This window comes from Pseudomonas sp. PMCC200344, assembly GCF_030053095.1.
Classification (GTDB): Bacteria; Pseudomonadota; Gammaproteobacteria; order Pseudomonadales; family Pseudomonadaceae; genus Aquipseudomonas; species Aquipseudomonas svalbardensis.
Window position 1 is genome coordinate 521,737 of the sequence record NZ_CP125618.1, and the last position, 25,263, is coordinate 546,999.

Annotated in this window: 23 protein-coding genes; 18 read left to right on the top strand and 5 right to left on the bottom strand. The window is 59.8% G+C overall.

Annotated features, from left to right (window positions below; translation table 11 throughout):
* Position 1: 1 nt before the first annotated feature.
* The 13 genes from rfaC (at position 2) to QFW87_RS02385 (ending at position 14,070) form a co-directional block, all read left to right on the top strand.
* A complete protein-coding gene (rfaC, locus tag QFW87_RS02325; RefSeq protein WP_283182675.1) occupies positions 2 to 1,063 on the top strand; it encodes a lipopolysaccharide heptosyltransferase RfaC in 1,062 nt (353 codons plus the stop codon).
* Positions 1,063 to 2,184 carry a glycosyltransferase family 4 protein gene (locus QFW87_RS02330; protein WP_283189722.1) on the top strand — a complete coding sequence of 374 codons (1,122 nt, stop codon included), beginning with the start codon at positions 1,063 to 1,065 and terminating at the stop codon, positions 2,182 to 2,184. The genes rfaC and QFW87_RS02330 overlap by 1 nt, the downstream gene beginning before the upstream one ends.
* Positions 2,184 to 2,990, top strand: coding sequence for a lipopolysaccharide core heptose(I) kinase RfaP (rfaP, locus tag QFW87_RS02335; protein WP_283182677.1), 807 nt, complete (start codon positions 2,184 to 2,186; stop codon positions 2,988 to 2,990). The genes QFW87_RS02330 and rfaP overlap by 1 nt, the downstream gene beginning before the upstream one ends.
* Positions 2,990 to 3,724, top strand: a complete 735-nt coding sequence (locus QFW87_RS02340; RefSeq protein ID WP_283189723.1) for a lipopolysaccharide kinase InaA family protein — start codon at positions 2,990 to 2,992, stop codon at positions 3,722 to 3,724. The genes rfaP and QFW87_RS02340 overlap by 1 nt, the downstream gene beginning before the upstream one ends.
* Positions 3,721 to 4,473 carry a lipopolysaccharide kinase InaA family protein gene (locus QFW87_RS02345; RefSeq protein ID WP_283189724.1) on the top strand — a complete coding sequence of 251 codons (753 nt, stop codon included), beginning with the start codon at positions 3,721 to 3,723 and terminating at the stop codon, positions 4,471 to 4,473. The genes QFW87_RS02340 and QFW87_RS02345 overlap by 4 nt, the downstream gene beginning before the upstream one ends.
* On the top strand, positions 4,473 to 5,924 hold the full coding sequence (locus QFW87_RS02350) for a lipopolysaccharide kinase InaA family protein (RefSeq protein WP_283189725.1): 1,452 nt from the start codon (positions 4,473 to 4,475) through the stop codon (positions 5,922 to 5,924). The genes QFW87_RS02345 and QFW87_RS02350 overlap by 1 nt, the downstream gene beginning before the upstream one ends.
* 167 nt (positions 5,925 to 6,091) lie before the next feature.
* A complete protein-coding gene (locus QFW87_RS02355) occupies positions 6,092 to 6,424 on the top strand; it encodes a YceK/YidQ family lipoprotein (protein ID WP_283184507.1) in 333 nt (110 codons plus the stop codon).
* A 176-nt stretch (positions 6,425 to 6,600) separates the two neighbouring features.
* Positions 6,601 to 8,358 (top strand): carbamoyltransferase, encoded by a 1,758-nt coding sequence (locus QFW87_RS02360; protein WP_008146248.1) that lies wholly within the window; start codon positions 6,601 to 6,603, stop codon positions 8,356 to 8,358.
* A complete protein-coding gene (locus tag QFW87_RS02365; protein WP_283189726.1) occupies positions 8,342 to 9,472 on the top strand; it encodes a glycosyltransferase in 1,131 nt (376 codons plus the stop codon). The genes QFW87_RS02360 and QFW87_RS02365 overlap by 17 nt, the downstream gene beginning before the upstream one ends.
* Positions 9,472 to 10,368: an antimicrobial resistance protein Mig-14 gene (locus QFW87_RS02370; protein ID WP_046045681.1), complete on the top strand. Its 897-nt coding sequence runs from the start codon at positions 9,472 to 9,474 to the stop codon at positions 10,366 to 10,368. Before QFW87_RS02365 ends, QFW87_RS02370 begins: the two co-directional genes overlap by 1 nt.
* Before the next feature lie 8 nt (positions 10,369 to 10,376).
* Complete coding sequence (locus QFW87_RS02375) at positions 10,377 to 11,807, top strand: PIG-L family deacetylase (protein WP_283182682.1); 1,431 nt, start codon at positions 10,377 to 10,379, stop codon at positions 11,805 to 11,807.
* Positions 11,804 to 12,760 carry a glycosyltransferase gene (locus QFW87_RS02380; protein WP_283182683.1) on the top strand — a complete coding sequence of 319 codons (957 nt, stop codon included), beginning with the start codon at positions 11,804 to 11,806 and terminating at the stop codon, positions 12,758 to 12,760. Before QFW87_RS02375 ends, QFW87_RS02380 begins: the two co-directional genes overlap by 4 nt.
* A gap of 215 nt (positions 12,761 to 12,975) precedes the next feature.
* Positions 12,976 to 14,070, top strand: a complete 1,095-nt coding sequence (locus QFW87_RS02385) for a glycosyltransferase (protein WP_283182684.1) — start codon at positions 12,976 to 12,978, stop codon at positions 14,068 to 14,070.
* Here the strand turns inward: QFW87_RS02385 and QFW87_RS02390 are convergent.
* Positions 14,065 to 14,670 carry a toluene tolerance protein gene (locus tag QFW87_RS02390; RefSeq protein WP_283184508.1) on the bottom strand — a complete coding sequence of 202 codons (606 nt, stop codon included), beginning with the start codon at positions 14,668 to 14,670 and terminating at the stop codon, positions 14,065 to 14,067. The two genes, QFW87_RS02385 and QFW87_RS02390, sit on opposite strands and share 6 nt — an antisense overlap.
* Before the next feature lie 112 nt (positions 14,671 to 14,782).
* On the opposite strand from QFW87_RS02390, the gene QFW87_RS02395 reads away from it, so the two are divergent.
* The 3 genes from QFW87_RS02395 (at position 14,783) to hldE (ending at position 19,448) form a co-directional block, all read left to right on the top strand.
* Positions 14,783 to 15,955, top strand: a complete 1,173-nt coding sequence (locus QFW87_RS02395) for an O-antigen ligase family protein (RefSeq protein ID WP_283182685.1) — start codon at positions 14,783 to 14,785, stop codon at positions 15,953 to 15,955.
* A 15-nt stretch (positions 15,956 to 15,970) separates the two neighbouring features.
* Complete coding sequence (gene msbA, locus QFW87_RS02400; RefSeq protein WP_283189727.1) at positions 15,971 to 17,776, top strand: lipid A export permease/ATP-binding protein MsbA; 1,806 nt, start codon at positions 15,971 to 15,973, stop codon at positions 17,774 to 17,776.
* 247 nt (positions 17,777 to 18,023) lie between these two features.
* Entirely contained in the window at positions 18,024 to 19,448 is a 1,425-nt protein-coding gene (gene hldE, locus QFW87_RS02405; protein WP_283182687.1) for a bifunctional D-glycero-beta-D-manno-heptose-7-phosphate kinase/D-glycero-beta-D-manno-heptose 1-phosphate adenylyltransferase HldE, read from the top strand.
* 48 nt (positions 19,449 to 19,496) lie between these two features.
* On the opposite strand, the gene QFW87_RS02410 is transcribed toward hldE, so the two are convergent.
* From QFW87_RS02410 to QFW87_RS02425, 4 genes are all read right to left on the bottom strand, one after another.
* The gene (locus tag QFW87_RS02410; RefSeq protein ID WP_283182688.1) at positions 19,497 to 20,465 is read right to left on the bottom strand and encodes a metal ABC transporter ATPase; all 969 of its coding nucleotides are present in this window, start codon (positions 20,463 to 20,465) and stop codon (positions 19,497 to 19,499) included.
* 32 nt (positions 20,466 to 20,497) lie between these two features.
* The gene (locus QFW87_RS02415; protein ID WP_283182689.1) at positions 20,498 to 21,310 is read right to left on the bottom strand and encodes an aldo/keto reductase; all 813 of its coding nucleotides are present in this window, start codon (positions 21,308 to 21,310) and stop codon (positions 20,498 to 20,500) included.
* A complete protein-coding gene (locus tag QFW87_RS02420) occupies positions 21,307 to 22,482 on the bottom strand; it encodes an FAD-dependent oxidoreductase (RefSeq protein WP_283189728.1) in 1,176 nt (391 codons plus the stop codon). Before QFW87_RS02420 ends, QFW87_RS02415 begins: the two co-directional genes overlap by 4 nt.
* 131 nt (positions 22,483 to 22,613) lie before the next feature.
* Positions 22,614 to 22,946, bottom strand: a complete 333-nt coding sequence (locus QFW87_RS02425; protein ID WP_008027887.1) for a multidrug efflux SMR transporter — start codon at positions 22,944 to 22,946, stop codon at positions 22,614 to 22,616.
* Between the two features lie 103 nt (positions 22,947 to 23,049).
* Here QFW87_RS02425 and QFW87_RS02430 point away from each other — a divergent pair, with 103 nt between their 5' ends.
* Both QFW87_RS02430 and waaA read left to right on the top strand, forming a co-directional pair.
* Positions 23,050 to 23,952: a LysR family transcriptional regulator gene (locus tag QFW87_RS02430; protein WP_283182691.1), complete on the top strand. Its 903-nt coding sequence runs from the start codon at positions 23,050 to 23,052 to the stop codon at positions 23,950 to 23,952.
* An 11-nt stretch (positions 23,953 to 23,963) separates the two neighbouring features.
* Positions 23,964 to 25,241: a lipid IV(A) 3-deoxy-D-manno-octulosonic acid transferase gene (gene waaA, locus QFW87_RS02435; protein WP_283189729.1), complete on the top strand. Its 1,278-nt coding sequence runs from the start codon at positions 23,964 to 23,966 to the stop codon at positions 25,239 to 25,241.
* Positions 25,242 to 25,263: the final 22 nt, after the last annotated feature.

The window sequence follows — 25,263 nt, forward strand, 5'->3', positions numbered from 1 at the left end:
TTTGCGGGTACTGCTGATCAAGACTTCTTCGCTGGGCGACGTGATTCACGCGTTGCCGGCGCTGACCGACGCGGCACGGGCGATCCCCGGCATCCAGTTCGATTGGGTGGTGGAAGAAAGCTTCGCCGAAATCCCGACCTGGCACCCGGCCGTGGGCAAGGTTATTCCGGTGGCGATCCGTCGCTGGCGCAAAAACATCTGGCAGACCATCAAGAGTGGCGAGTGGAAGCGCTTCAAGCAAAGCGTTCGCGCCAACAAATACGACTTGGTGATCGATGCCCAGGGCCTGCTGAAAAGTGCGTTGCTGACCCGATACGCCAAAGCCCCGGTGGCCGGGCTGGATAAAAACTCGGCTCGTGAGCCGATTGCCGCACACTTCTATTCGCGGCGTCTGGCCGTGGCCCGTGGGCAACACGCGGTGGAGCGAGTGCGTCAGCTGTTCGCCGTGGCCCTGGGTTACGACCTGCCCAAAGGCTTGGGCGATTACGGCCTGAACGTCGAGCGACTGGTGGAATTGCCGCGCAAGAATTCTTACGTGGTGTTCCTGCACGGCACCACATGGGACACCAAGCACTGGCCTGAAGCCTACTGGCGCGAGTTGGCCGAGCGCGTCGGCTATCTCGGTGTCGCGGTGAAGCTGCCGTGGGGTAATCCGATCGAGAAAGCCCGGGCCGAGCGCATCGCCAAAGACATGAGGCATGTCGAAGTGCTGCCCAAGCTGAACCTGGCCGGTGTCGGCAAAGTGCTGGCCGGCGCGCAAGCCTGCGTGGCGGTGGACACCGGTCTCGGTCATCTCGCCGCTGCGCTGGACGTGCCGACGATATCGCTGTTCGGCCCGACCAACCCGGGTCTGACCGGTGCCTACGGTAAAGCGCAGATTCACATCGCCAGCGATTTCCCCTGCGCGCCGTGTATGCAAAAGAAATGTACGTATCAACCGACGGCTGAAGATGCCCGTCAGTTTGACGTTAAACGCGAGTGGCCCCTGTGCTTCACGCGTCTGAATCCCGAGCGTGTCGCGACCCGACTGAGCACGTTGTTACTGGCTGAGGAGCTGCGCTGATGCAATTGGCATTCGTCTTGTACAAGTACTTTCCATTCGGGGGCTTGCAGCGCGATTTCATGCGCATCGCCCTGGAATGTCAGCAACGCGGCCATCAGATTCGGGTCTACACGCTGATCTGGGAAGGCGATATTCCACCGGGCTTCGAAGTGTTGGTGGCACCGGTCAAGGCGTTCTTCAATCATCGACGCAACGAGAAGCTCAGCGAATGGATGGTGGCGGATCTGGCCAAGCGTCCAGTGGACCGTTTGATCGGCTTCAACAAAATGCCGGGGCTGGACGTCTACTACGCCGCCGACGGCTGCTTCGAAGACAAGGCGCAAAACCTGCGTAACTCGCTGTACCGTCGTTGGGGCCGCTACCGGCACTTCGCCGAGTACGAGCGCGCCGTGTTCGCCAAGGATGCCAAGACCGAAGTGCTGATGATTTCCGAAGTCCAGCAGCCGCTGTTCATCAAGCATTACGACACGCCGCTTGAGCGCTTCCATCTGCTGCCGCCGGGCATCTCTCAGGACCGTCGTGCGCCGGCCAATGCCGCCGAGATTCGTACCGAATTTCGTCGCGAATTCAACCTGAAAGACGATGACCTGCTGCTGGTGCAAATCGGCTCCGGGTTCAAGACCAAAGGCGTGGATCGCAGCCTCAAGGCGCTGGCCGCATTGCCCGCTGATCTGAAGAAACGCACCCGACTGTTTGTAATTGGCCAGGACGACCCCAAATTATTCCAGATGCAGAGCGCCACACTGGGGCTCGGCGATAACGTGACGTTCCTCAAGGGCCGTAGCGACATCCCGCGTTTTCTGCTCGGCGCCGATCTGTTGATTCACCCGGCGTACAACGAAAACACCGGGACTGTGTTGCTCGAAGCCCTGGTGGCAGGGTTGCCGGTGCTGGTGAGCGCGGTGTGTGGTTACGCCCATTACATCGCCGAGGCCGACGCCGGTCTGGTGCTGGATGAACCTTTCGATCAGGTGCAGCTGACTCAGTACCTGACGGGTATGTTGAACGACGCTCAAGCACGGGCGGCCTGGGGCCGCAACGGTCTGGCCTTCGCCGAGACGGCCGACCTCTACAGCATGCCGCAGCACGCGGCCGATGTGATTCTGGCGGAGCACGCTTAATGAAGTTGATGCTGGCTGAACCGTTCAAGAGCCTCTGGGCCGGACGTGACCCGTTTGCCGAAGTCGAGGGTCTCCAGGGCGAGGTATACCGCGAGCTTGAAGCGCGCCGGACCCTGCGTACCGAAGTCAATGGCAGTGGCTTTTTCGTGAAGATCCACCGTGGCATTGGCTGGGGCGAGATCTTCAAGAACCTGCTCACGGCCAAGTTGCCGGTGCTCGGTGCTGGCCAGGAATGGAAGGCCATCCAGCGCCTGCAAGAAGTCGGCGTGCCGACCATGACCGCCGTGGCTTACGGCGAGAAGGGCAGCAACCCGGCGGACCAGCATTCGTTCATCGTCACCGAAGAGCTGGCGCCCACTGTCAGCCTCGAAGACTTCAGCATCGACTGGGTCAAACACCCGCCCGAGCCAAAACTCAAGCGCGCGCTGATCGCCGAGGTCGCGCGCATGACCGGCATGATGCACCGCGCCGGCGTCAACCATCGCGACTGCTACATCTGCCACTTTCTGCTGCACACCGACAAACCGGTGACGGCCGACGATTTCAAGCTCTCGGTGATCGACCTGCACCGTGCCCAGACCCGTCCGACGATTACTCAGCGCTGGCGCAACAAGGACCTGGCGGCGCTGTATTTTTCGGCACTGGACATTGGCCTGACTCGTCGCGACAAGTTGCGTTTCCTCAAGGGCTATTTCCAGCGGCCCCTGCGCCAGATCCTGGGTGAGGAAGCCGGGTTGCTGACCTGGCTCGAAGGCAAGGCCAACAAACTCTACGACCGTAAACAGCGATACGGGGATGCGCTCTGATGGCGGGTTGGAAACTGGAGCCTGCATACAGCGATCTGGCAGAAGATTTCGGCAGCCTTGATGCTGTGTTTTCGCTTCAGGGCGAGCGCTTGACCCGCGACCCGTTGTCCGAGGTCATTCGCGTCCAGCGCAATGGCGTCAACTATTACGTCAAACGCTACGTGGGTGCCGGCAAAGGTCTGCGTCGCTACCTGGGTAAACCCCGGGTGAAGGCCGAGTGGCAGAATCTCAAACGCTTCGCCAAGTGGGGCATTCCTACCGCTGAAGTGGTGGCCTGGGGCCTGGAGCGTCGCGGTGCGGCGTACGATCGCGGTGCAATGATTACCCGTGAACTGCCCAATACCGAAGATTTGTCGGCCCTGGCCGAGCGGCATGATCCGAAACTGGCGGACCGCGCCTGGGTCGACAATGTCAGTCGGCAGCTGGCGGGTTATACCCGGACCATGCACGACCACCGCTTCACCCATAACGATTTGAAGTGGCGTAACCTGCTGATCGACGATGAGCCTCGGCTGTTTTTGATCGACTGCCCGAACGGCGATTTCTGGCGCGGCTTTTGGCTCAAGTACCGGATCACCAAGGACCTGGCCTGTCTGGACAAGGTCGCCAAGTATCACTTGTCGGCTACCCAGCGCCTGCGCTTTTACCTGCAATACCGCCAGTGTGATCGGCTGGATGCCGCCGACAAAAAACGGATCCGGCACGTGGTGAGATTTTTCGAGGGACGCGAATGACTGATTTTCTGGCCGCTGAAGACCGTGCGCTGCTTGAGCGTCACGGCCTCGGCACCTTCGACGCACTCTGGGCCAAGCAGCTCGACGCTGTGGACGAGCCCAACACCGCTCGCGGTGGCTGGAGCAGCGTGTTTCGGCTGGATCTGGAAGGTCATGGCTACTACCTCAAACGCCAGAGCAACTACCAGATGCACACCTTGCATGCGCCCTTTGGCGAGCCGAGCTTTGCCCGTGAATTTCGCAATATCAGTCGCTATGAAAGGTTCGGTATTCCGGCGTTGAAAGCGGCGTTTTTCGGTGAGCGCAAAGTCGACGGCGAAGTCCGGGCGATTCTGCTGACCCGTGCCCTGGACGGTTGGGATGACCTGGATTCGCTGTTGCAGCACTGGTCGGACCTGAGTTCGGCGCAGCATTCGGCCATTCTGAAGGCCTGTGGGCAATTGGCTCGGCGCCTGCACGGCGCGCGTCAGGTTCACGGTTGCTTCTACCCCAAGCACATTTTTCTCCAGGCCACCGGCGACGGTTACCTGGCCCAACTGATCGACCTGGAAAAGACCCGGCCGTTGCTGTTTGGTCTGCGTGATCGGGCCAAAGACCTGGAACCGTTGCTGCGTCGGGCGCCTGAGTGGAGCGAAGCGCAGTTGCGCGAGCTGTTGGCCGCCTATCTGGATCAATCGCAAGACAGTTCGCTGATCGACAGCTGGCTTGCGCGACTGACCGCGCGGCGCACTCATAAGGAGACGCGCTGATGCGTTTGTCTGAGCTGAAAAACGCTGGCCGCAGCCCAAGCCTGCCGCTGAACATTTCCCTGGCCGATGCCGCCGGGCCTGCCGAGTTGCAGTTGCTCAGTCTGCTGCGGGTATTGCCCGGTCAGCGTTACGTCGGTGCCGGCGTCTGGCGTGGCCGGCCGGTGCTGGCCAAGTTGCTGGTCGGCAGCAAAGCGGCGCGGCATTTTCAGCGGGAACGCAACGGTGTGCATTTGCTCGCCGCACAGGGCCTGACCACGCCGCAACTGTTGGCCGACGGCCTGAAGGACGGCGAGGGCGGCTGGCTGCTGTTCGAGTTCATCGAGGGCGCCGAAAGCCTCGGTGAAACCTGGAAACAGGTCGAGCATTTGCCGGTGCTGGCGGATATGCAAGGGGCTGTGCTGGCCGAGGCGTTGGGCGCTATCGGCCAAATGCATCGCAAGGGACTCTGGCAGGAAGACCTGCACCTGGACAACCTCTTGCGCCAGCGCGGCCGGTTGTATTTGATCGATGGCGGCGGCGTCTGCTCCGAAACCCCTGGCCAACCGCTCTCGCGGCAGAAAGTCCTGGAAAACCTCGGGGTGTTTTTTGCCCAGTTGCCCAAGTCGCTGGAACCCTACACCGAAGAATTGCTGGTGTATTACCTGCTGAGCAACGGCGAGCATGCCCTGCCCATGGAAGCGTTGCAGAAGCAGATCAGCAAGGTGCGCAGCTGGCGCTTGAAGGACTTCCTGATCAAGGTCGGCCGCGAATGCACGCTGTTCAGTGTCCAGCGCGGAGCGTTCGGCTTACGGGCGATTCGCCGCGAGGAAGAGGCGACGATGCTGCCGGTGCTGGCGCAGGCCGATGCGTTGCTCGATCAGGGCCATCTGTACAAGACTGGCGGCGCGGCGAGCGTCGGCAAGGTCGAGGTGGCTGGTCGTACGCTGGTGATCAAGCGCTACAACATCAAAGGTTTTGCCCACTGGCTCAAACGCTTCTGGCGCCCGAGCCGTGCCTGGCACTCCTGGCATGAAGGCAATCGCCTGGCGTTTCTCGGCATCGCCACGCCCAAACCGTTGGCGTTGCTGGAGAAGCGTTTTCTCTGGTTGCGCAGTCGGGCTTATCTGGTGACCGAGTATTTACCGGGACCGGACATCATCGAGCGGTTTGCGCCTTATGTTGAAAGCGGTGAGGCACCGGAAGCCGAATTGCTGGCGCTGGATCATTTGTTTGCCGAGCTGATTGGCGAGCGGATCAGTCACGGGGATTTCAAGGGGCATAACCTGTTCTGGCAGCATGATCGCTGGGCGCTGATTGATCTGGATTCGATGTGTCAGCATGCCTCGCTCAGCAGCTTCGCCGCGGCCTATGCGCGGGATCGGGCAAGGTTCATGCGTAACTGGCCTGAGAGCAGTGCGCTGTATCGGCTCATTGATCAGCGTCTTCCCAAAGATGCCGACAGCGCCGCGTAAGTCGGAGCTTGCCCACAACCCTGTAGTACCGAGCCCGCCTTGTGCGGGCTTTTCGATGTCATGGGAGACAGGTTTTTATGAATCGTCCTACATGATCTACAGAGCCCATGAACTGTGCCCTGAATAGCCGCGATGCTAGTTTGCCTGACGTTCACGGAGGGCAGATTTTGACGATAAAAATGACGGTGTTACTGAGCACTTTTGCACTGGTTTTATCAGGCTGTGGGACCGCTGTTACGGTGCTGCAGGATGACGAAGACGCGGCTCGTAGCCTTAGAAAGCAAAAGACCTATTGTCAGTCCATCCCACGTATCTACAGTGGTCTGGCGTTCGACTTTTGCGTATTGAATGCAGCGCCTGATCCCACGGGTATTCTTTTGCCGTTCGTATTGGTGGATTTCACCCTGTCGGGTGTTTTCGACACCGTCCTCCTGCCCTATACGGTTTACCGGCAGGCTACTGACGGCAATATCAGTATTTACTGGAGAGCAGGCCGCTGATGAGCAATGCCGCCTGCTTTCGCCCGGGTCATATTTACAGGGGTAATAAGCGCTGGGTCATTCCCGCCATGTTTACGCTATAATCCCGCCCTTTAGCTGCCACTCGCCCTTTGCGAGGGCACATTAATCTTTGAGGCGCCTTGCGCCTGCATGCAGACTAAAGAGGCTAGACCCCTGTGGCATTGACGATTCTTGGCCTGTCCGGCGCCCTTAGCCATGATCCTTCCGCAGCGTTGTACATCGACGGCAAGCTGGTCGCGGCGGCTGAGGAAGAGCGCTTTGTGCGCGATAAACATGCAAAGAACCGCATGCCTTACGAGTCGGCGAAGTTCTGTCTCGAGCAGGCCGGCATCAAGCCATCCGACGTTGATGTGGTAGCGATTCCGTTCGCGCCGATCAGCCTGTTCGGCAAGGCTCGCTGGCATTACGCCAAGCGTTACTGGTACGCCCCGGACCGTGCGCTCGACGCGATCCTGATGGGTAACCGTCGCTACAAGCGCTATCGCAACAAGATTGTCTGGTGCCTCGAGCAATTGGGTTTCGATCCGAAGAAAATCAAGATCGAGCCGGTCGAGCATCACCTGGCCCACGCCTCCAGTGCTTACCACTGCTCCGGTTTCAAAGAGAAAACCGCGATCCTCGGGATCGACGGCAAGGGTGAGTACGCCACGACCTTTTTCGGTTACGGCGAAAACGGCAAGATCCACAAGATCAAGGAATTCTTCGATCCGGACTCCCTCGGCGGCTTGTACGGCGCGATCACCGAGTTCCTCGGTTTCGAGATGCTCGACGGTGAGTTCAAGGTCATGGGCATGGCGCCGTACGGCGATGCCAGCAAATACGATTTCTCTCGCCTGGCCTCGTTCGAGAACGGCGAGCTGGTGATCAACACCGACTACGCCAACGTCATCGGCCTGCGTCGTTATAAAGAGAAGGGCAAAGGTTTCTACTTCTCGCCGAAGCTGATCGAGTGGCTGGGTCCGAAGCGCGAAGGCGACATCGCCGACGAGCCGTACATCCATTACGCCGCGAGCATGCAAGCTCTGTTCGAAAAGATCTCGCTGCAGATGATCGACCATTACCTGGGTGACGTGCTCAAGGAAACCGGCAAGCTGGCCTTCGCCGGTGGCTGTGCGTTGAACGTCAAGCTGAACCAGAAAATCATCGCCCGCGATGACGTTAAAGAACTGTTCGTGCAGCCTGCGTCCGGCGATGCCGGCACCGCGGTTGGCGCGGCGGCCTATGTGTCCCACGCCCGTGGTGTGCCGGTCGAGAAGATGGAACACGTCTACCTCGGTCCGTCGTACACCAACGAAGACGTCCTCGCCGCGTGTGCCCGTCACCCGAGCAAGCCGGTATGGCGCAAGCTTGAGAACATGCCGGAAAACATCGCCAAGATCATGGTCGATGGCAACCCGGTGGCCTGGTTCCAGGGCCGCATGGAATTCGGTCCGCGCGCCTTGGGCGGTCGTTCGATCATCGGTTGCCCGAGTGCGACTGGCGTGGCTGACCGCATCAACCACCAGATCAAGTTCCGCGAGCGCTGGAGGCCTTTCTGCCCGTCGATGCTCGACACCGTTGCACCGCAGATGATCAAGATCGATCACCCGGCGCCGTTCATGACCTTCACCTTCGAAGTGGCGGAAGAGTGGAAAACCCGCGTGCCGGAAGTCGTCCATGAAGACGGTACGTCCCGGGCCCAGGTGCTCAAGCGCGAATACAACCCGCGCTACTACGACATGATGAAGGCGCTGGAAGTGCTGACTGGTAACGGCGTGTCGCTGAACACCTCGCTCAACCGTCGTGGCGAACCCATGATCTGTTCGCCGACGGACGCCCTGAACATGTTCTTCGGTTCCGATCTACAGTATCTGATCATGGAAGACATCCTGGTGGTCAAAGAGGGCGCGGACGCATATGACACGCTCGGCTGAACGCCATGTGCTGCAGTTCTGTCACGGCTATGACGGGCCGTTTCTGGACTGCGCCCGGCAGTACGCCAGCCTGTTCGCGGGGACCGGTTATCGAGTGACCACGGTGTTTTTGACCGGGGCTGCCGATGCTGAAGTCGCCGCGCGCTGCGCCTCTGATGAAGTGCTTTTCATGGAATACAGCTCCAAGGCCATTCGTGGCCTGAAGCTGGGCGCCATCGGCGATCTGCGTAAGATCGCCGCCTCGCGCAATTTCAGTTTTTGCATCGCTCACCGTTTCAAGCCTATTTATATCGCCCTGCTCGGTACGTCGTTGCCGGTGATTGGCGTGCATCACGCGTTTGACGATTACAAGCGCGGCACACGCAAACTCTTCGCGAATATTTTCCGCAAGCGCCTGAGCCTGCTCGGGGTTTCCGATGCCGTGCGCGACGACATGCGCCATTGCCTGCCGAAGTGGCCGGCGGCGCGGATTCAGACGCTCTATAACCGTATCGATGTGCAGACCTTGCAGGACAGCCAGGTCTCGGTTCGCGAGGCCCGGGAATCCCTCGGCCTGGCGCCGGATGCCTGGGTTGTCGGCAATGTCGGACGGCTGCATCCGGACAAGGATCAGACCACGCTGCTGCACGGTTTTGCTGCGGCGTTGCCGGGTTTGCCGGCCAGCAGCCAGTTGGTAATGCTCGGTGCCGGTCGACTGGAACAGGATCTCAAGGCCCTGGCCCGTGAGTTGGGTATCGGCGACCGCGTGCTGTTCCTCGGTCAGGTGCCTGAAGCCCGACGTTATTTCCGTGCCTTCGATGTGTTTGCACTGAGTTCCGATCACGAACCGTTCGGCATGGTGCTGCTGGAGGCCATGGCTGCCGGTGTGCCCTTGCTCGCCACGGCGTGTGGCGGGGCGAAGGAAGTGGTCGAGGGCGTCGGTATTCTGTTCCCGCTGGGCGATGCCGAACACTTGGCTCAAGGGCTGCAACATCTGGCCGCGATGGACGAGCAGCAACGTCACCAGTGCGCCGAGCTGATGCTCGATCGCTTGCGTGAGCGCTTCTCCGACCGCGCGGTGCGCGATGCTTTCTGGCGTTTGCCGCACGTTACCGAACTGGCACCGAGGGGCTGATGCTCAACCGATTTCAAGGCTGGCGCGAACGTGGCTGGGCGGTAGTCGACGCATCGACATATGCCGATGCCTGGCAACGTTATGGCGGCAGCGTCGCCACTCATCCCATGGTGGTCGAGCGGCTGGCGCAGTTGGCCGACATTCCTGTGCGCTACCTGGCCTGGGAGCAAAACGGTGAAGTCAAAGCCGCGATCCCGACCTGGGGCCGCGACCTCGCCTTGTCCAAGGACGTGCTCAAGCGCTGCGGAAAAAAAGGTCTGTTCGACCTCGGTAATGCCGAGTTCATCCTGCCGGCCGCTGCCGATGCACAAGCGCCGCTGCGTCATCGTGGGCGCTACCTGTCGGCTCTGAATGAAGGCCGCTTCACCGGCATCAAGTTGCAGGCTGAACAGCTGGCGATGGCCCGCACTCCCGAAGAACTGTCGAAGAAGTTTCGCTACAACCAGCGCCGTGAATTGCGATTGCTGGAAGAAGCGGGCGGAGTGGTCCGGCCGGTCGCGGAGTTTTCCAGCAGTGAACTGGCGGCGATCTATTGCGACCTGTTCCAGCGTCGCTGGGGCTTCCCGGCGACGGGGGCCGAGCGCATGGCTGAGGTCATCGAGTTGCTGCGTGATTTGCTGATTGGCTCGGTGATTTTCCTCAACGATGCGCCAATAGCGATTCAACTGGTCTACCGTGTCGAGACACCGCAGTGGATCAGCGTCGAGTACATCAATGGCGGCGTCGATCCCGAAACCCGCGAATTCAGTCCGGGCAGCGTGCTGAGCTTTCTCAATACGCAAAGCGCCTGGGAGCATGCCCGGGCGTTGGACAAACCGTTGCGCTTTTCTTTCGGTCGCGCCGACCGTGAGTACAAGGATCGCTGGTGCAATCCTGTGCCGGTGTTCACCGTATGAGTCAGCCCATGAACCGCAAACAACAATTGCTCAAGCGCCATCGGCGCAACAAACGCATTGGTCTGCTCATCGCGCTGGTGCTATTGATTGCCATGGGTGTGCTGGTGACCTGGTGGCTGCCGTTGGTGCTCGCGGTTCTGGGTTGGATTGCCCACGAGGCATGGTTTGCCGACCATTTGTTTTATTCGCCCAAAGACGATTATCAGTACAGCTTTCCACCGTATACCCAGCAGCCCAAGGTTCACCTCGACGGTGAGCGTTTGCGCCTGGACGACGGCGTCATGCTGGTCGACGACGCCACCCTGGTGTTGGCGCTGCGGATAAAAAGCACTTGGCTGGGACGCTTCATCGATCCTGTGGTCGAGTTGTCGGGGGGGGATAACCCGGACCGACAAACCTTCGAACGGGGAGTGAACGGCCTGCGTTACCTGAACCTCAGTGGTCAGGCGCAGGTTCTGTCGCAAGGCGAGTTACGTCTGCGCGGGCGTTTCTGCCGATTGCTGGGGGAGCCGGTGCTCTGGGCGTTCGAGCATCCGGATTACAGCCGTCAACGGGTGATGGTGATCGCGCCCCACGCCGACGATGCCGAGTTGGCCGCATTCGGGTTGTACAGCAGCGCCAGTCAAAGCTGGATCGTCACTATGACCGCCGGTGAAATCGAGGCCGGGCACTATCAGCAGATGGGGCTCAATGGCGTCGAAGCGTCCCGGTTGAAAGGCTCGCTTCGCGCCTGGGATAGCATCAGCGTGCCGCTGTGGGGCGGCGTACCTCAGGAGCGCTGCATGCAGTTGGGGTATTTCTGCCTGCAATTGTCCGCCATGCAAAGCGCGCCGGCCGAGGCCGTGGTGTCCCGTGAGGCACAGCTTGGCGATACTCGATATTTTCGACGGTTCAATCCGTTTGCCCTGGGCAGTGACGTCGATGGCCTACCGTCCTGGAACAATCTGCTGGCCGACCTGAGTGAGTTGATCGAGCGTATCCAGCCTCAGGTCATCGTTTTGCCACATCCGCGTTTCGACCCGCACCCAGACCATCTATGCTCACAGCAAGCAGTGATGCAGGCACTGAACGCTACAGCCTGGCAGCCCGAAACCTTGTTGCATTACGCCAATCATCTACACGACAACGATCGCTGGCCAATGGGTGATGCCGGTACCGGTTTGACACTGCCGCCACAGATCAATAATCACGAACCGTTGCGTCCTTGGGCGCTTTGCCTATCGGCCGAAAAACAGTGGCACAAGGCTATGTCGTTGGGCATGATGCACGACCTTCAGCCCCGACTTCCCCTCAAGCGTCTACTTCGCCGGGCGATACAACGTTGTCTGGCGGCCCGACGCTGGCCGGCTTTCGGCGAAAACGAGTTCTTCCGTAAAGCGGTGCGACGCCACGAATTATTCTGGGTCCAAGAGCTGTCTGGAAAGAGAGAGACCAATTGAAAGTTCTGTTTCTGGTGCAGAAAGAGCAGCGAGCGATCCTCGATCGACTGTATGAGGGTATCGCCGAGCACTGCGACTGCGACAAGCGCGAGCTGACCAGCGCGGAGCAGGACGACTTGCGTGGATACTTTCGCAAGCATGTCGATGTGGCCCGCTACGACCGGATTGTTTTTTTTCTGCGTTTCAAAAAAGAAATCAGACAGGTGAGGTTCATCCAAACCCTGCCCAATCTGGTTATTCTGGAACACGATGCGTACCAGAATTACATCCCGTGCAAGTACACCGGCAAGTTCAGTGCGCATTACCGCAAGCTGCCTTGGGCGCGGGTGATCAGCTCGGGTTTCATGGTCGCAGACCGCCTGCGCGAGGAAGGTTTCGATGCGGTGTTTGTTCCCAAGGGCTACGACCAGTCGCTGCTGCAAGATCAAGGTCGTGAGCGAGATATCGAACTGGCATTTGTAGGCAGTACCAACAGCGTCGCCTATAGCGGCCGCAAAGCACTGCTCGATGAGTTGGCGCGCGTCGAACCTCTGGTGGTGACGCGTACCAAGTCGGGTGAGGAATACTGCGATACGCTTAACCGTATCCGCTACTTCGTCAGCGCCGACGTCGGTATGGGCGAATTCATGATCAAGAATTTCGAGGCCATGGCGTGTGGTTGTGTGCTGCTGGCCTATGATCAGGGTGCGGCTGAAAGCAGCGCGCTGGGTTTGCACGATATGCACAACGTTGTTTTCTATCAAAGTATCCCGCAGCTTCAGGAAAAACTCGCGAGGCTACGGGCTGACCCGGAGCTGGCGCAGCGTATCGCTCGCAATGGTCGTGAACTGGTGGTTGGCCAGTTCAGCTTTGCGCGTATCGGGAAGCGTATCGTCGAGGAACTCGAACCAGCATTGCGTCCTCACGCGCCGTTGAGTCTGCTGGAAAAAGTGCGTCTGAAGCTGGGCGTTTGACAGGGTTTCTGTGGCGCTGGAAGGAGATGTCGTTCGGCATGCCGGTTTTGGCCTCCACGTACAGGCTGTCGATTGAGCATCAGCGCAAGGCGCGCGTTCGTCGCGAACACATCAAGTTTGCATTGCCTCTAATGCCGGGAGTCTGCATTGGTTGTTTTATCAATTAAGTGCGCCGCTGCGTACCTGCATAGTTCCATGCGTTGGCTTGTTGCCTTATGAGTATCCTTAACGTTATGTGGTCTGGCGGTGCGCCGTTCGCATCGATTCACAAGGTTCATCAGCAAATACTGTCGCAGGCCGGCCCTGCCGCATCGGTCAAGACCTGGTTGCTTCAGGGCAGCGCGTCAGGGTCTGGAGTGAATGTTGGCGAAACCCGGGAATGGAAACTGTCCTCCGCCCGTTTGAAAGGGCGGCATTTCTGGCGGCTGATGACGCCTTGGACGCAGGCCTCTTTCAAGAGAGCCCTCAAGCAGAGTGGGGCGCACCTTTTGCTGCTCGATGGCTTGGGAGTAGCTCGCACACTTTTACCCCTTCTCAAAACATTGCCAAACATCCATGCGGTGGTGATTGTTCATGGTTCCACGCGAGTTCGTACCGGAGATCGAGCGCTCTTCCACCAGTTCTCGACGTCCCAGCTGACATTGGTCGCAGTGTCGAACACCTTGGCGGCCTCGCTGGGCCGAGACCTTCAAATGCCGGTCATGACATTGCGTAGTGCGTTCGACCCTGCCGCGTTTCGCTCCTCGGTACTCCCTCGCGAGGAGGCCCGAGCCCGGTTGGGGTTGCCCCTGGATGACACGCCTGTGCTCGGTGCGGTGGGGCGATTGGTGGAAAATAAGGGGTTTGCCTGTCTGATTGAGGCCTTTGCCTCTGCATTGAAGCAGCGACCCGATCTGCGATTGGTGATTATCGGTGAAGGGCCTTCCAGAGACGCGTTGCAAGCACGCATTGATCACTTGGGGTTGCGCGCGAGTGTCTCCTTGCCCGGCCATCTGAATGATGCCGCGCGGCTTTACAGGGCCTTCGACTGGGTCGCTATCCCTTCACTGGACGAGGGCCTGGGACTGATTATGCAAGAGGCGGTGATGGCGGGTGTCCCCGTAATTTCCAGCGAATTGCCAGTGTTTCGCGAGCAGTTGGCCGACACGGGTTGGTATGCCCCCGTAGAGGATGTCAGTACCTGGAGCGATATTATTGTGCGAGCGTCCAGCGCTTCTGCGAAAGATATCGCGGCAGGCCAATATCAGGAGCTGGCCCCTGACCAGGCCTGGCTGAACTTCAGCCAGACGGCCCGTGCATTGCTTTCATGATGCCAGAACAGCTTGCTCGAGTGCCTGCATTGGAAAGCTGTCGTTCAGGTTTTCGCGCGCAATATAGCGAGCGAAATGCTGCAGGTTGCGCTTGATCAGATGCTTGGGCAGTGGCGCCCGCAAGAAACGCATATCCGCTACATCGATCAGGCCCATTCGGTTGTCCGGTGTGACTACGATGTTGCCCAGGTGCAGTGAGCGAAAGTAGATCCCCGACATATGAAGGCTACGTATCAGCCCCGTCAGAGCCGGCAGTGTCTGCTGCCAGTTGAACCCTTCCTTGCTGGCGATCTGGCGCAGGGTTTCTCCCGGCAGGGGCTGGTAAAGCACCGCCGTCATGCCTGGGGTTTGCAGTCGATAGAACTGCAGGACCTGAAGGGTGGGTACGCCAAGCTTGTGCAGTTCGGCGGCATTGTCGATGAAGCGTTTCGAGTACGGACGAAACAACGCGGAAGATAAAATACGCTTGCGACGAAACAGTTTGAGGATATTCCCATCCTGCAACAGGTAAACTTTCGGGCCGTAGCTGTCGGCCTCCAGTACTCTGGCGGCTTCAATCATTTGATTTAAAGCGTCTTGCGGAAGCCGGGAGCATTGCATCATAGAAAGCCTTGTTGGAATTGCGCGGGCACTGTGGCGGGCAATGATGCCGAAAAGTTTCAGTTTTAACCATGCCGGGTTAGGTAGGGTGGGTTGTCTAAGGAGCAATTTGATGCAAGAAACACGTTGGGCGCAAGTATGGATGACGTCAGGTCTGTTGTGGTTTCTGATGGCTATCGCCGTTGCGCCTACCAACAAACTTTATCAGCAAGGGCTGGTCGCACTGCTATGGCTGCCGGCCATGGTGTTCAGCTGGCCAGCGCGGGCTCGGATCAGAGAACTCCTATATGAGCAGCGCTGGGTCTACCTGCCGATGCTCGGTCTGCTGGTCTGGTCATTGATTAGTCTCTCTTGGACGAGCGACGAGGTGCCGAGTCGCGAAGTCAAGCGGTTGTTGTACATCGGCGTATTCCTGCTTTTTTTTCCGGTTTTTGCCAATACCCGGCCCGACCGAATCATTCGTATCATGCAATGGGGCGGTATTGGGCTGGCGTTGACTGCGTTGGTTGCCACCGTCAAATTTTATGGGGTCGATGGCAACGTCTGGTACGCGCGTGTTGAAGGTTTGGGCGAGTTGTCTCACCCGATTCTGGGTGGCTACGTTATTGGATTGGCGGCCGTGTGGCTTGTTCATTGGGTACCGCGCGGGCGCTGGATGCAAGCGGTCTGGGTCGTAGCGCTGGGTTTCCTTGGCGTGTTTGTCGTGCTTAGCCAGAGTCGTGGTGCTGCCTTGGCGTTGTTCCTGACGTTGCTCGTCATGCCGATCTGGTGCCGCGATCGACGCAGTCGCGTCGTTGCGGTATCTGCGTTGACAGTGGCGATGTTGGCTTTCTGGTTCTTCGAGCCTTTGGTTATGGCTCGCGGTGTTTCCTATCGTCCACAAATCCTGATGGCAAGCTTGCAAATGATTGCCGAGCACCCATGGCGCGGTCTGGGCCTTGGCGGCAGCTATAAAGTGCTCGCCGAAGGCTTGTCCTTTGACCACGCCCATAACCTCTTCACTCATGTCGCCATCGAACTGGGTCTGCCGGGGCTGTTGTTGTGGTGCGCGGTATGGCTTGCAGTTTTACGGGAGGCCTGGAAAGCCCGGGAAACGCTATATGGTCAAGGCGTCATCGGCATATGGGTATTTTCATCCCTGGCCATGCAATTCGATGCGGCCAGCCTGGCCGGAACGCCAAGGGCCGAGTGGTTCATCAGTTGGTTACCCGTTGGCCTGGCCAGTGTGTTGGTATGGGCGCGGGTCAATTCCGACGATTGTGATAAAATTTCGCGTTCTTCCTAACGAGTGAGCTCTACGATGAGTGACGCACCGCCCAAAGCGGGACAGGATTCCAGCCTGAAAATCTATTTTCGGCTATTGGGGTATGTAAAACCCTATATCGGCCTATTCCTGGTGAGTATCGTCGGCTTCGTGATCTTTGCCTCGACGCAGCCCATGCTCGCAGGGATTCTCAAATATTTCGTCGATGGCTTGAGCAACCCCGAAGCGGTGCTCTTCCCGACTGTTCCCTATCTGCAAGACTTGCAGTTGCTGATGGCCGTGCCGCTGCTGATCATCCTGATCGCCGCCTGGCAAGGCCTGGGGTCTTTCCTGGGTAACTATTACCTGGCCAAAGTCTCCCTTGGGCTGGTCCACGACTTGCGTGTCGAACTGTTCAACAAATTATTGGTATTGCCCAACCGTTATTTCGACACCCATAACTCCGGGCACCTGATTTCGCGCATCACCTTCAACGTGACCATGGTCACCGGTGCGGCCACGGACGCTATCAAAGTGGTCATTCGTGAAGGCCTGACCGTGGTGTTCCTGTTTGCTTACCTGTTGTGGATGAACTGGAAACTGACCCTGGTGATGCTGGCGATCCTGCCCATCATCGCGATCATGGTGAGCAGCACCAGCAAAAAATTCCGCAAGCAGAGCAAGAAGATCCAGGTGGCGATGGGCGACGTGACTCACGTAGCCTCCGAGACCATCCAGGGCTATCGCGTGGTGCGCAGCTTCGGTGGCGAAAGCTATGAAGAGCGTCGTTTCGCCGAAGCCAGTCAGAGCAACACTGACAAGCAACTGCGCATGACCAAGACCGGCGCGGTCTACACGCCGATGCTGCAACTGGTGATCTACACCGCCATGGCGGTGCTGATGTTCCTGGTGCTGTTCCTGCGCGGTGACGCCACCGCCGGTGACCTGGTGGCCTACATCACCGCAGCGGGCCTGTTGCCCAAGCCGATTCGTCAACTGTCGGAAGTCAGCTCGACAATCCAGAAAGGCGTTGCCGGTGCCGAGAGCATTTTCGAGCAACTGGACGTCGAGCCAGAGATTGACCAGGGTACCGTCGAGCGCGATCGCGTCAGCGGCCACCTGGAAGTGCGCAACCTGAGCTTCACCTATCCAGGGACCGAGCGTGAAGTGCTGAAGAACATCAGCTTCACGGCGGCACCGGGGCAAATGATCGCCCTGGTCGGTCGTTCGGGTAGCGGCAAGTCGACCCTGGCCAGCCTGATTCCGCGTTTCTATCACCACGAAACCGGCGAAATCATGCTCGATGACGTGGAAATCGAAGACTATCGTCTGCGCAATCTGCGTCGACACGTGGCGCAGGTGACACAGCATGTGACCCTGTTCAACGACACCATCGCCAACAACATCGCTTACGGTGACCTGGCCGGCGCCCCACGTGCCGACATTGAAAAGGCCGCGACGGATGCTTACGCGATGGACTTCATCTCGGAAATGCCGCAAGGCCTGGACACCCAGGTCGGGGAAAACGGCGTGTTGCTGTCCGGTGGTCAGCGTCAACGCCTGGCGATTGCCCGGGCCTTGTTGAAGAATGCACCGTTGCTGATTCTCGACGAGGCAACGTCGGCGCTCGATACCGAGTCCGAGCGGCACATTCAGGCGGCACTGGATCAGGTCATGAAAGGTCGCACCACGCTGGTGATTGCTCACCGGTTGACGACCATCGAGAAAGCCGACCTGATCCTGGTCATGGATCATGGCGAAATCGTCGAGCGCGGCACCCACGCTCAACTGCTGGCGCAAAACGGCTACTACTCGCGCCTGCATGCGATGGGCCTCGACACCCCGGTTGGCGACATCGCCTGACCCCACAAAAGGGGTGAGCCTGGCTCACCCCTTTTGCACACCTGGCGTGCAATGCGTCCGGTGATTTGTACCCAGACCTTTACCCTACTTGACCAAGCCTGAATAAATCTGCGCACCGCGGACGGATTTTCTGATCAATAAATGAGCAGAAAGCCCCGCCGAATCATCCCATTGCAGCCGTCACACAAGCCCACGCCAACCCTGTGTTAATATCGCGCCCCTGTTCATTTTGTATGTGGGTTGCTCCATGAAGTTGTCCATGCCGCGATTCGATCAAGCCCCTGTCTTGGTGGTCGGCGATGTCATGCTCGACCGTTACTGGCATGGTGGTACCTCACGGATTTCCCCTGAGGCGCCGGTACCGGTAGTCAAGGTCGAGCAAATCGAGGACCGCCCGGGCGGTGCCGCCAACGTTGCGTTGAACATTGCCGCCCTCGGCGCCCCAGCCTCGCTGGTCGGCGTGACCGGCGACGATGAAGCCGCCGACAGCCTGGCCAATAGCCTCAAGGGCGCTGGCGTACGAGCGTTGTTCCAGCGCATCGCGCACCAGCCGACCATCGTCAAGCTGCGGGTCATGAGCCGTCACCAGCAACTGTTGCGTATCGACTTCGAAGAACCTTTCGCCACCGACGCCCTGGCGTTGGGCGCGCAAGTCGACGAGTTGCTCGAAGGCATCAAGGTGCTGGTGCTGTCCGACTACGGCAAAGGCGCGCTGAAAAACCATCAAGCGCTGATCCAGGCAGCCCGTGCCCGTGGCATTCCGGTGCTGGCCGACCCCAAGGGCAAGGATTTCTCGATCTATCGGGGTGCGAGCCTGATCACCCCGAATCTCAGTGAGTTCGAAACCATCGTCGGCGGTTGCGCCGATGAGCACGAGCTGGTGAGCAAGGGCGCGCAGCTGATGCACGACCTCGACCTCGGCGCATTGCTGGTGACCCGCGGCGAACACGGCATGACCCTGCTGCGTCCGGATCATCCGGCGCTGCACCTGCCGGCCCGTGCCCGTGAAGTGTTCGATGTGACCGGTGCCGGCGACACGGTGATTTCCACCCTGGCGGCCGCCATTGCCGCGGGCGAAGAACTGCCCCACGCTGTGGCCCTGGCCAACCTGGCGGCGGGCATCGTGGTCGGCAAACTGGGTACGGCGGCCATCAGCGCACCGGAACTGCGTCGCGCGATCCAGCGTGAAGAAGGTTCCGAGCGCGGTGTGCTGGGCCTCGAGCAGCTGCTGCTGGCGGTCGATGATGCGCGTGCGCATAAAGAGAAGATCGTCTTCACCAACGGCTGCTTCGACATTTTGCACGCCGGCCACGTGACCTACCTCGAACAGGCACGGGCCCAAGGCGATCGCTTGATCGTCGCGGTAAACGACGATGCGTCGGTCAGCCGCCTGAAAGGGCCGGGTCGTCCGATCAACAGCGTCGACCGTCGCATGGCCGTACTGGCAGGTCTGGGCGCCGTGGATTGGGTGATCAGCTTCGCTGAAGGCACTCCGGAAAACCTGCTGCGCGAGGTCAAGCCGGATGTGCTGGTCAAGGGTGGGGACTACGGAATCGAGCAGGTTGTCGGCGCGGACATCGTGACCGCTTACGGCGGAACGGTGAAAGTGCTGGGGCTGGTGGAAAACAGCTCGACTACCGCGATTGTCGAGAAGATCCGCAAGTCCGAGTAACGCGTTGATCGTTCCCACGTCGAACTGTCCGCGTGGGAACGATCAAGCTCAGGAGCTGACTTTTTTACGCGGTACGATTCTCTTCAGCAATTGCTTCGCCTTCCCACGCAACCGCGCCAAACCTGAATCTTTCCCCGGCGGGCTCAAGCCCTGCTGCCGCACCCAATCCTTCCAGCGAATCCGCTCTTCCCTCACCAGCCAGCCTTCCTGCTGGGCAAAACTCTCTGCCAGGTACAACCCGCGAGTACTCGCCGGGTACAGCTGATCCTTTTTCAAGGTATAGAGCTCGGCCATCGGTTGGCCGTCCTGCAGCGGCATCAAGTACAAATCGGGACGTTTTCGATCGAGCCGGGCCACCAGTTGATCGCCTTCCAGTCGTTCGTCGACATGAAACAAACTCAGGGATTTGGCTTCCTTGGGTACGTCCAGACGCAAGTCATAGATCAATTGCAGCGAAGCCGTCGGCAAATGCACGTAAGCCCTCGGGCGTTCGATCAACTGCATCTTGGCGCACCGCACCGGCCGCGCCGAACCGGACAACGGCGTCAGGCGAAACGGCAGGGCTTCGCGATAATGCAGCGCGGACGAGTAGGGCGCCGGCAGCCAAGTGTCGTTGAAGCGCCCGCCGAGCCAGCCTTCCGGGGTTTCCAGCAGGCACTCTTCGGCAATTTCCTGAATCGCGGTGTGCAGCGGCAGGTTCAGCTCATGGGCGGGCACGTAACCGGAGATCAGTTTGAGCACCACGTCGCCGCGGTCTTGCCGACGCTGACGCACTAACACCCAATAATCGCGGTTTTGCCAATGCAGGGTCAGGCGCACCGAAACCCCGAGGTTGGCCAGCTCCAGCGAAAACCGCTGAGTGTCGGTGACCGTCACCGGGCGGCGACGTTGCAGCGTCTGAGAGAAATTGAGCGGCATCCCGACGCTTTGATAACTCAGGCCTTCGGGAGTCGCTTCGACGAATAACGGCAGGGTCTTGAAGTTGCTCGGGTTCTTTCTTATGAGCGTACGCGGCATGTCGGCTCCTGCTTAAGGCCGCGTGGGCGGCATCAGTTTCTACGTAGGACCTGGGCAACGGTCGCGACGTTGTGGGCGAGGTGCAGCGGATTGATGGTCCCGACAATAGCACTGGCAACACCCGGATGTTCAAACAACAACTCAAAGCTGGCGCGCACCGGGTCCACGCCCGGACTCAGGCAGACGTGGCCGCTGGCGAGGGCTTTTTTGACCAGAATGGCTTTGCCGTGAGCAGCAGCATAGTCAATGACTGGCTTCTCGTTCTGCTCGTTCAGATTGTAGGTGACCATGGCGCAATCGCCTTGTTCCAGAGCCTTCAAACCGCCTTCGACGGTTTTGCCGGAAAAACCGAAGCCGCGAATCTTGCCCTCGCTCTTCAGCGCCGCGAGGGTCGCATAGACTTCGCTGTCGTTGAGGATCGCCAGGTCGTTGCCGTCGGAGTGCACTAGCACCAGGTCGATAACATCCGTTTCCAGGCGTTGCAGGCTGCGCTCCACCGACAATCGCGTGTGGGCGGCGCTGAAATCGTGGCTCGACTGGCCGTCGGTAAACTCTTCGCCAACCTTGCTGACGATCACCCACTCCTGACGCTGCCCTCGCAGCAATGGGCCGAGTCGCTCTTCGCTACGGCCATAAGCCGGGGCGGTGTCGATCAGGTTGATGCCCATGTCGCGGGCGAGTTTGAGCAGCATGCGCGCTTCGTCATCGTCGGGAATCTGGAAGCCGCTGGGGTACTTCACGCCTTGATCGCGGCCAAGCTTGACGGTGCCCAGGCCTAACGGCGAGACCAGCAGGCCGGTGCTGCCCAAAGGGCGATGCAGATTGTGCAAGGTCGGTTGGCTCATGGCAGCAGTTGCTCCCAGGCAGGCACGCCCATCGGCGGTTTTGGCAGGTCGGGCAGCGGCGCCGGATGGCTTGGCTGGATGCCGTCGCGCTGCAAGGACGCGATGACGCGATCAGCAAAGTCCGGAGCCAGCGCCAGTTTGGTTGGCCAGCCGACCAGCAGCCGGCCTTCTTCGGCAAGGAATGCATTGTCAGGACGAGTCAGTCCCGATTGCAGTGGCTCGGCGCGATCCACTCGAAGGGTGGCCCATTGCGCGGTGCTCAGGTCGATCCAAGGCAGCAACTGGCCGAGTTCTTTCTGCGCCGTGGCAATTTGCTCGGCGGGATCTCGGGCAACACCTTCGGCTTCGGCAATGTCGCCGCCCAGATACCAGACCCACTGACCATCGGCGGCCGGATGGGTAGTCACGGTAATGCGCGGCTTGGTGCCGCCGCCCAGGCAGTGGGCATACAGCGGTTTGAGGCCAGGACCTTTGGCGATGATCATGTGCAACGGCCGGCGTTGCATGGCGGGTTGGCTCAGCCCCAGCGCTTCGAGCAGCGCTGCCGTACCGGCACCGGCACTCAAGACGATGCGCTGGGCGCGAATCTCGCGCTCGTCAACCTTCAGGCCGACCAGTACTCCACCCTCCAGCAACGGTTCGATCTTCTGGCCGGCGAGCAAACCGTCGCCGGCCAGGTCCGCCAAGCGCTGGATCAGGCTCGGCACGTCGATCACCAGTTCCGCCAGACGATAGACCTTGCCCTTGAAGCGTTTGTCTTGCAGGGCTGGCGGCAGTTGCTCGCCCTTGACCTGATCGACACGGCCGCGCACGGCCTTGCTGGCGAAGAAACTGGTGAGATTGCCGGCGATCGTGCCGGGGGACCAGAGGTAATGAGCTTCGGACAGCAGGCGCACGCCGGTCAGGTCCAGTTCGCCGTCACCGGCCAAGGCTTCACGCCAGCGCCGAGGCATGTCGGCGATGGCTTCCGAGGCGCCGGTCAGTGCGCCATGCAGTGCGTACTTGGCGCCGCCATGGATGATGCCTTGGGATTTCACGCTTTGCCCGCCACCGAGGCTGGCGCTTTCCACCAGCACGGTCGAAAAACCCTGGAGGCGCAGGCGCGCATTCAGCCAGAGGCCGGCGACACCAGCGCCGACAATCAGAACGTCGGTGGAAATAACGGATGGCATGCAGCGACCTCAGTGTTCAAGACGAGGGCGCAGTATACAGACTCGACGAATAGGGGATTTGTTGATGATCAACAGGGCAAATGCAAAACCCTGTGGGAGCGGGCTTGCACCAATGGATTGCACTTCGAACCTTAATGGCCGGCGGTTTTGGAGAAGAGTTGAATCACTACGACGCCCAAGACGATGAGCGCCATCCCCAGCATTGCCGGCACATCCAGTTTCTGCCCGTAGATAAACAGCGCCGCGACGCTGACCATCACGATCCCCATGCCGGCCCACACCGCGTAAGCCACGCCCACCGGAACGCTGCGCACCACCAGCGTCAGCATCCAGAAGGCGATGCCGTAGCCGACAATAACCAGAATCAGCGGCAGCGGGGTGCTGAAGCCTTTGACCGCTTTCATCGAAACGGTGGCGATCACTTCGGCGCAGATGGCAATGGCCAGATAGTAGTAAGCGGTCATAGGTGCATCCTCGTGTGAAGTGTTGCTTTCTGAGGTCGGCATTTTAGAGATTCTCCAGATGCGGTAAAGTCATTACCTATCTGTTCTGAAGATGGGTTGAGCCATGAACACGCAATGGAATCTGGAGCAGCTGCGGCTGTTTGTCAGCGTAGCGGAGCAGCGTTCGTTTTCTGCGGTAGCGCGGGATCAGCGCAAGGCGCAGTCGGCGGTCAGCAGTTCGATTGCGCTGCTGGAAGAGGACTTGGGCGTCAGCCTGTTCGACCGTAGCAGCGGCCGCCAGCCGAAACTCACCGAGGCCGGCAACGCATTGCTGGATGAGGCGCGGGAAGTGCTGCGCCAATGCGAACGCCTTAACGGTCGGGCGTTGGCCATGATGCGCGGCCAGGAGGCGCGTTTGCGTGTGGCCCAGGATGAGGCGATGCCCTATCAGCCGATCATCGAAAGCTTCGAAGCCCTGGCTCAACAATTTCCCAGCCTTGAAGTGCAATTGACCAGCGCCGCCCAAGGTGATGTGGCGCGCAAACTGGTGGAGCGTCGGGCCGATCTGGGGTTGCTGTTTTATCACGACCAGATTCCCGAAGCGCTCGAGCGGCGGGTGTTGGGCAGCGTCGAAATGGTCACGGTGTGCGGCGTCGGCCACCCATTGGCGCAACAGGCTCAGGTTGATTGTCAGCAACTGGCGCGGCATCGTCAGTTGCTGATGTCCACACAGTCGAGTGTCTATCCCGGTAGCGAACCTGCCAGCCCGCAAGTCTGGCGGGCCGACAGTTTCTACGTGATGGCTGAATGGCTGGTGCGCGGCCTCGGTTGGGCCTGGCTGCCGCGCCACGTGGTGCAGTACCCGGCGTATCAGGATCTGATGGTCGAACTGGTCAGCGAATGGACCCCGCCAGCGCTGGTGGTGGAGTTGGTCTGGCGCCGCGATGAGCCTCTGGGGCCGGCAGCTCGTTGGTTGGCCGAACGTTTTGCCGTGCACTTGCAGACGATCGGTGAAAAAAGCCGATAAACTCCGCCGCCATGAATAGAACTCTCTACACCGCGCTGTTTTACCTGGGGCTGCCATTGGTAGCGATTCGGCTTTGGCTGCGGGCGCGCAAGGCGCCGGCGTACGCCAAGCGCATTGGCGAACGTTTCTCCGTCGGGTTACCAGCGATGAAAACGGGCGGCATCTGGGTGCACGCGGTGTCGGTGGGCGAAAGCATTGCCGCGGCGCCGATGATTCGCGCCTTGCTGCAGCGTTATCCACAGTTGCCCATTACCGTGACCTGCATGACCCCGACCGGTTCGGAGCGCATTCAGGCGCTGTTCGCCAATGAGCCGCGCATCCAGCACTGCTATTTGCCTTACGACTTGCCTTGCGCAGCGAAGCGATTCCTTGATCGGGTCCAGCCGAAACTGGCGGTGATCATGGAGACCGAACTCTGGCCGAACCATATCCATCAGTGCGCCAAGCGCGGGATTCCCGTGGCCCTGGCCAACGCTCGACTGTCCGAGCGTTCTGCCAGGGGCTATGGCCGCTTCGGCAAACTGACCCAGCCGATGCTTGCCGAGATGAGCCTGTTCGCGGTGCAGACCGAGGCCGAGGCGCAGCGCTTCCGCGATTTGGGTGCGCGTTCGCAAACCGTGGAAGTGACCGGCTCGATCAAGTTCGACCTGACCATCGACCCGGCACTGCTTCAGCGTGCCGCCGAGTTGCGTATGCAATGGCAGACTCAGGAACGTCCGGTGTGGATCGCTGCCAGTACCCACGAAGGCGAAGACGAAGTGGTGCTGGCGGCTCATAGTCAGTTGCTGGCCAATCATCCCGATGCGTTGCTGATTCTGGTGCCGCGCCATCCAGAGCGTTTCAACCCGGTGTTCGAGTTGTGTCGGCAGCAGGGGTTCGCCACGGTGCGTCGGTCCACTGGTGACCCGGTCACCGCGCAAACTTCGGTGCTGGTGGGCGACACCATGGGTGAGTTGCTGTTTCTGTATGCCTTGGCCGACAGCGCTTTTGTTGGCGGCAGTCTGGTGCCGAACGGCGGGCACAACCTGCTGGAGCCGGCGGCTCTGGCCAAACCGGTGTTGAGCGGGCCGCACCTGTTTAACTTCCTCGAAATCGCCGCGCAGTTGCGCAGTGCCGGGGCGTTGCAGGAAGTAGAGGATGCCGAAGGTCTGGCGCTGGCGGTGCAGCGACTGTTCGAATTGCCGCGCGATGCGCAGCGGATGGCGGAGGCGGGGTTGAAAGTGATGCGCACCAATCAGGGCGCGTTGCAGCGATTGCTGGATGGGTTGGGGCGGTTGATCGAGCGTTAGACCGGGTTGTCTTCATTCGCGA

What these genes read in the sequence shown, in the direction of transcription:
- QFW87_RS02330 (WP_283189722.1), top strand. Translation starts at nt 1,063, where the DNA reads ATGCAATTGGCATTCGTCTTGTACAAGTACTTTCCATTCGGGGGCTTG.
- rfaP (WP_283182677.1), top strand. Translation starts at nt 2,184, where the DNA reads ATGAAGTTGATGCTGGCTGAACCGTTCAAGAGCCTCTGGGCCGGACGT.
- QFW87_RS02340 (WP_283189723.1), top strand. Translation starts at nt 2,990, where the DNA reads ATGGCGGGTTGGAAACTGGAGCCTGCATACAGCGATCTGGCAGAAGAT.
- QFW87_RS02345 (WP_283189724.1), top strand. Translation starts at nt 3,721, where the DNA reads ATGACTGATTTTCTGGCCGCTGAAGACCGTGCGCTGCTTGAGCGTCAC.
- QFW87_RS02350 (WP_283189725.1), top strand. Translation starts at nt 4,473, where the DNA reads ATGCGTTTGTCTGAGCTGAAAAACGCTGGCCGCAGCCCAAGCCTGCCG.
- QFW87_RS02365 (WP_283189726.1), top strand. Translation starts at nt 8,342, where the DNA reads ATGACACGCTCGGCTGAACGCCATGTGCTGCAGTTCTGTCACGGCTAT.
- QFW87_RS02370 (WP_046045681.1), top strand. Translation starts at nt 9,472, where the DNA reads ATGCTCAACCGATTTCAAGGCTGGCGCGAACGTGGCTGGGCGGTAGTC.
- QFW87_RS02375 (WP_283182682.1), top strand. Translation starts at nt 10,377, where the DNA reads ATGAACCGCAAACAACAATTGCTCAAGCGCCATCGGCGCAACAAACGC.
- QFW87_RS02385 (WP_283182684.1), top strand. Translation starts at nt 12,976, where the DNA reads ATGAGTATCCTTAACGTTATGTGGTCTGGCGGTGCGCCGTTCGCATCG.
- QFW87_RS02390 (WP_283184508.1), bottom strand. Translation starts at nt 14,670, where the DNA reads ATGCAATGCTCCCGGCTTCCGCAAGACGCTTTAAATCAAATGATTGAA.
- QFW87_RS02395 (WP_283182685.1), top strand. Translation starts at nt 14,783, where the DNA reads ATGCAAGAAACACGTTGGGCGCAAGTATGGATGACGTCAGGTCTGTTG.
- msbA (WP_283189727.1), top strand. Translation starts at nt 15,971, where the DNA reads ATGAGTGACGCACCGCCCAAAGCGGGACAGGATTCCAGCCTGAAAATC.
- hldE (WP_283182687.1), top strand. Translation starts at nt 18,024, where the DNA reads ATGAAGTTGTCCATGCCGCGATTCGATCAAGCCCCTGTCTTGGTGGTC.
- QFW87_RS02410 (WP_283182688.1), bottom strand. Translation starts at nt 20,465, where the DNA reads ATGCCGCGTACGCTCATAAGAAAGAACCCGAGCAACTTCAAGACCCTG.
- QFW87_RS02415 (WP_283182689.1), bottom strand. Translation starts at nt 21,310, where the DNA reads ATGAGCCAACCGACCTTGCACAATCTGCATCGCCCTTTGGGCAGCACC.
- QFW87_RS02420 (WP_283189728.1), bottom strand. Translation starts at nt 22,482, where the DNA reads ATGCCATCCGTTATTTCCACCGACGTTCTGATTGTCGGCGCTGGTGTC.
- QFW87_RS02425 (WP_008027887.1), bottom strand. Translation starts at nt 22,946, where the DNA reads ATGACCGCTTACTACTATCTGGCCATTGCCATCTGCGCCGAAGTGATC.
- QFW87_RS02430 (WP_283182691.1), top strand. Translation starts at nt 23,050, where the DNA reads ATGAACACGCAATGGAATCTGGAGCAGCTGCGGCTGTTTGTCAGCGTA.
- waaA (WP_283189729.1), top strand. Translation starts at nt 23,964, where the DNA reads ATGAATAGAACTCTCTACACCGCGCTGTTTTACCTGGGGCTGCCATTG.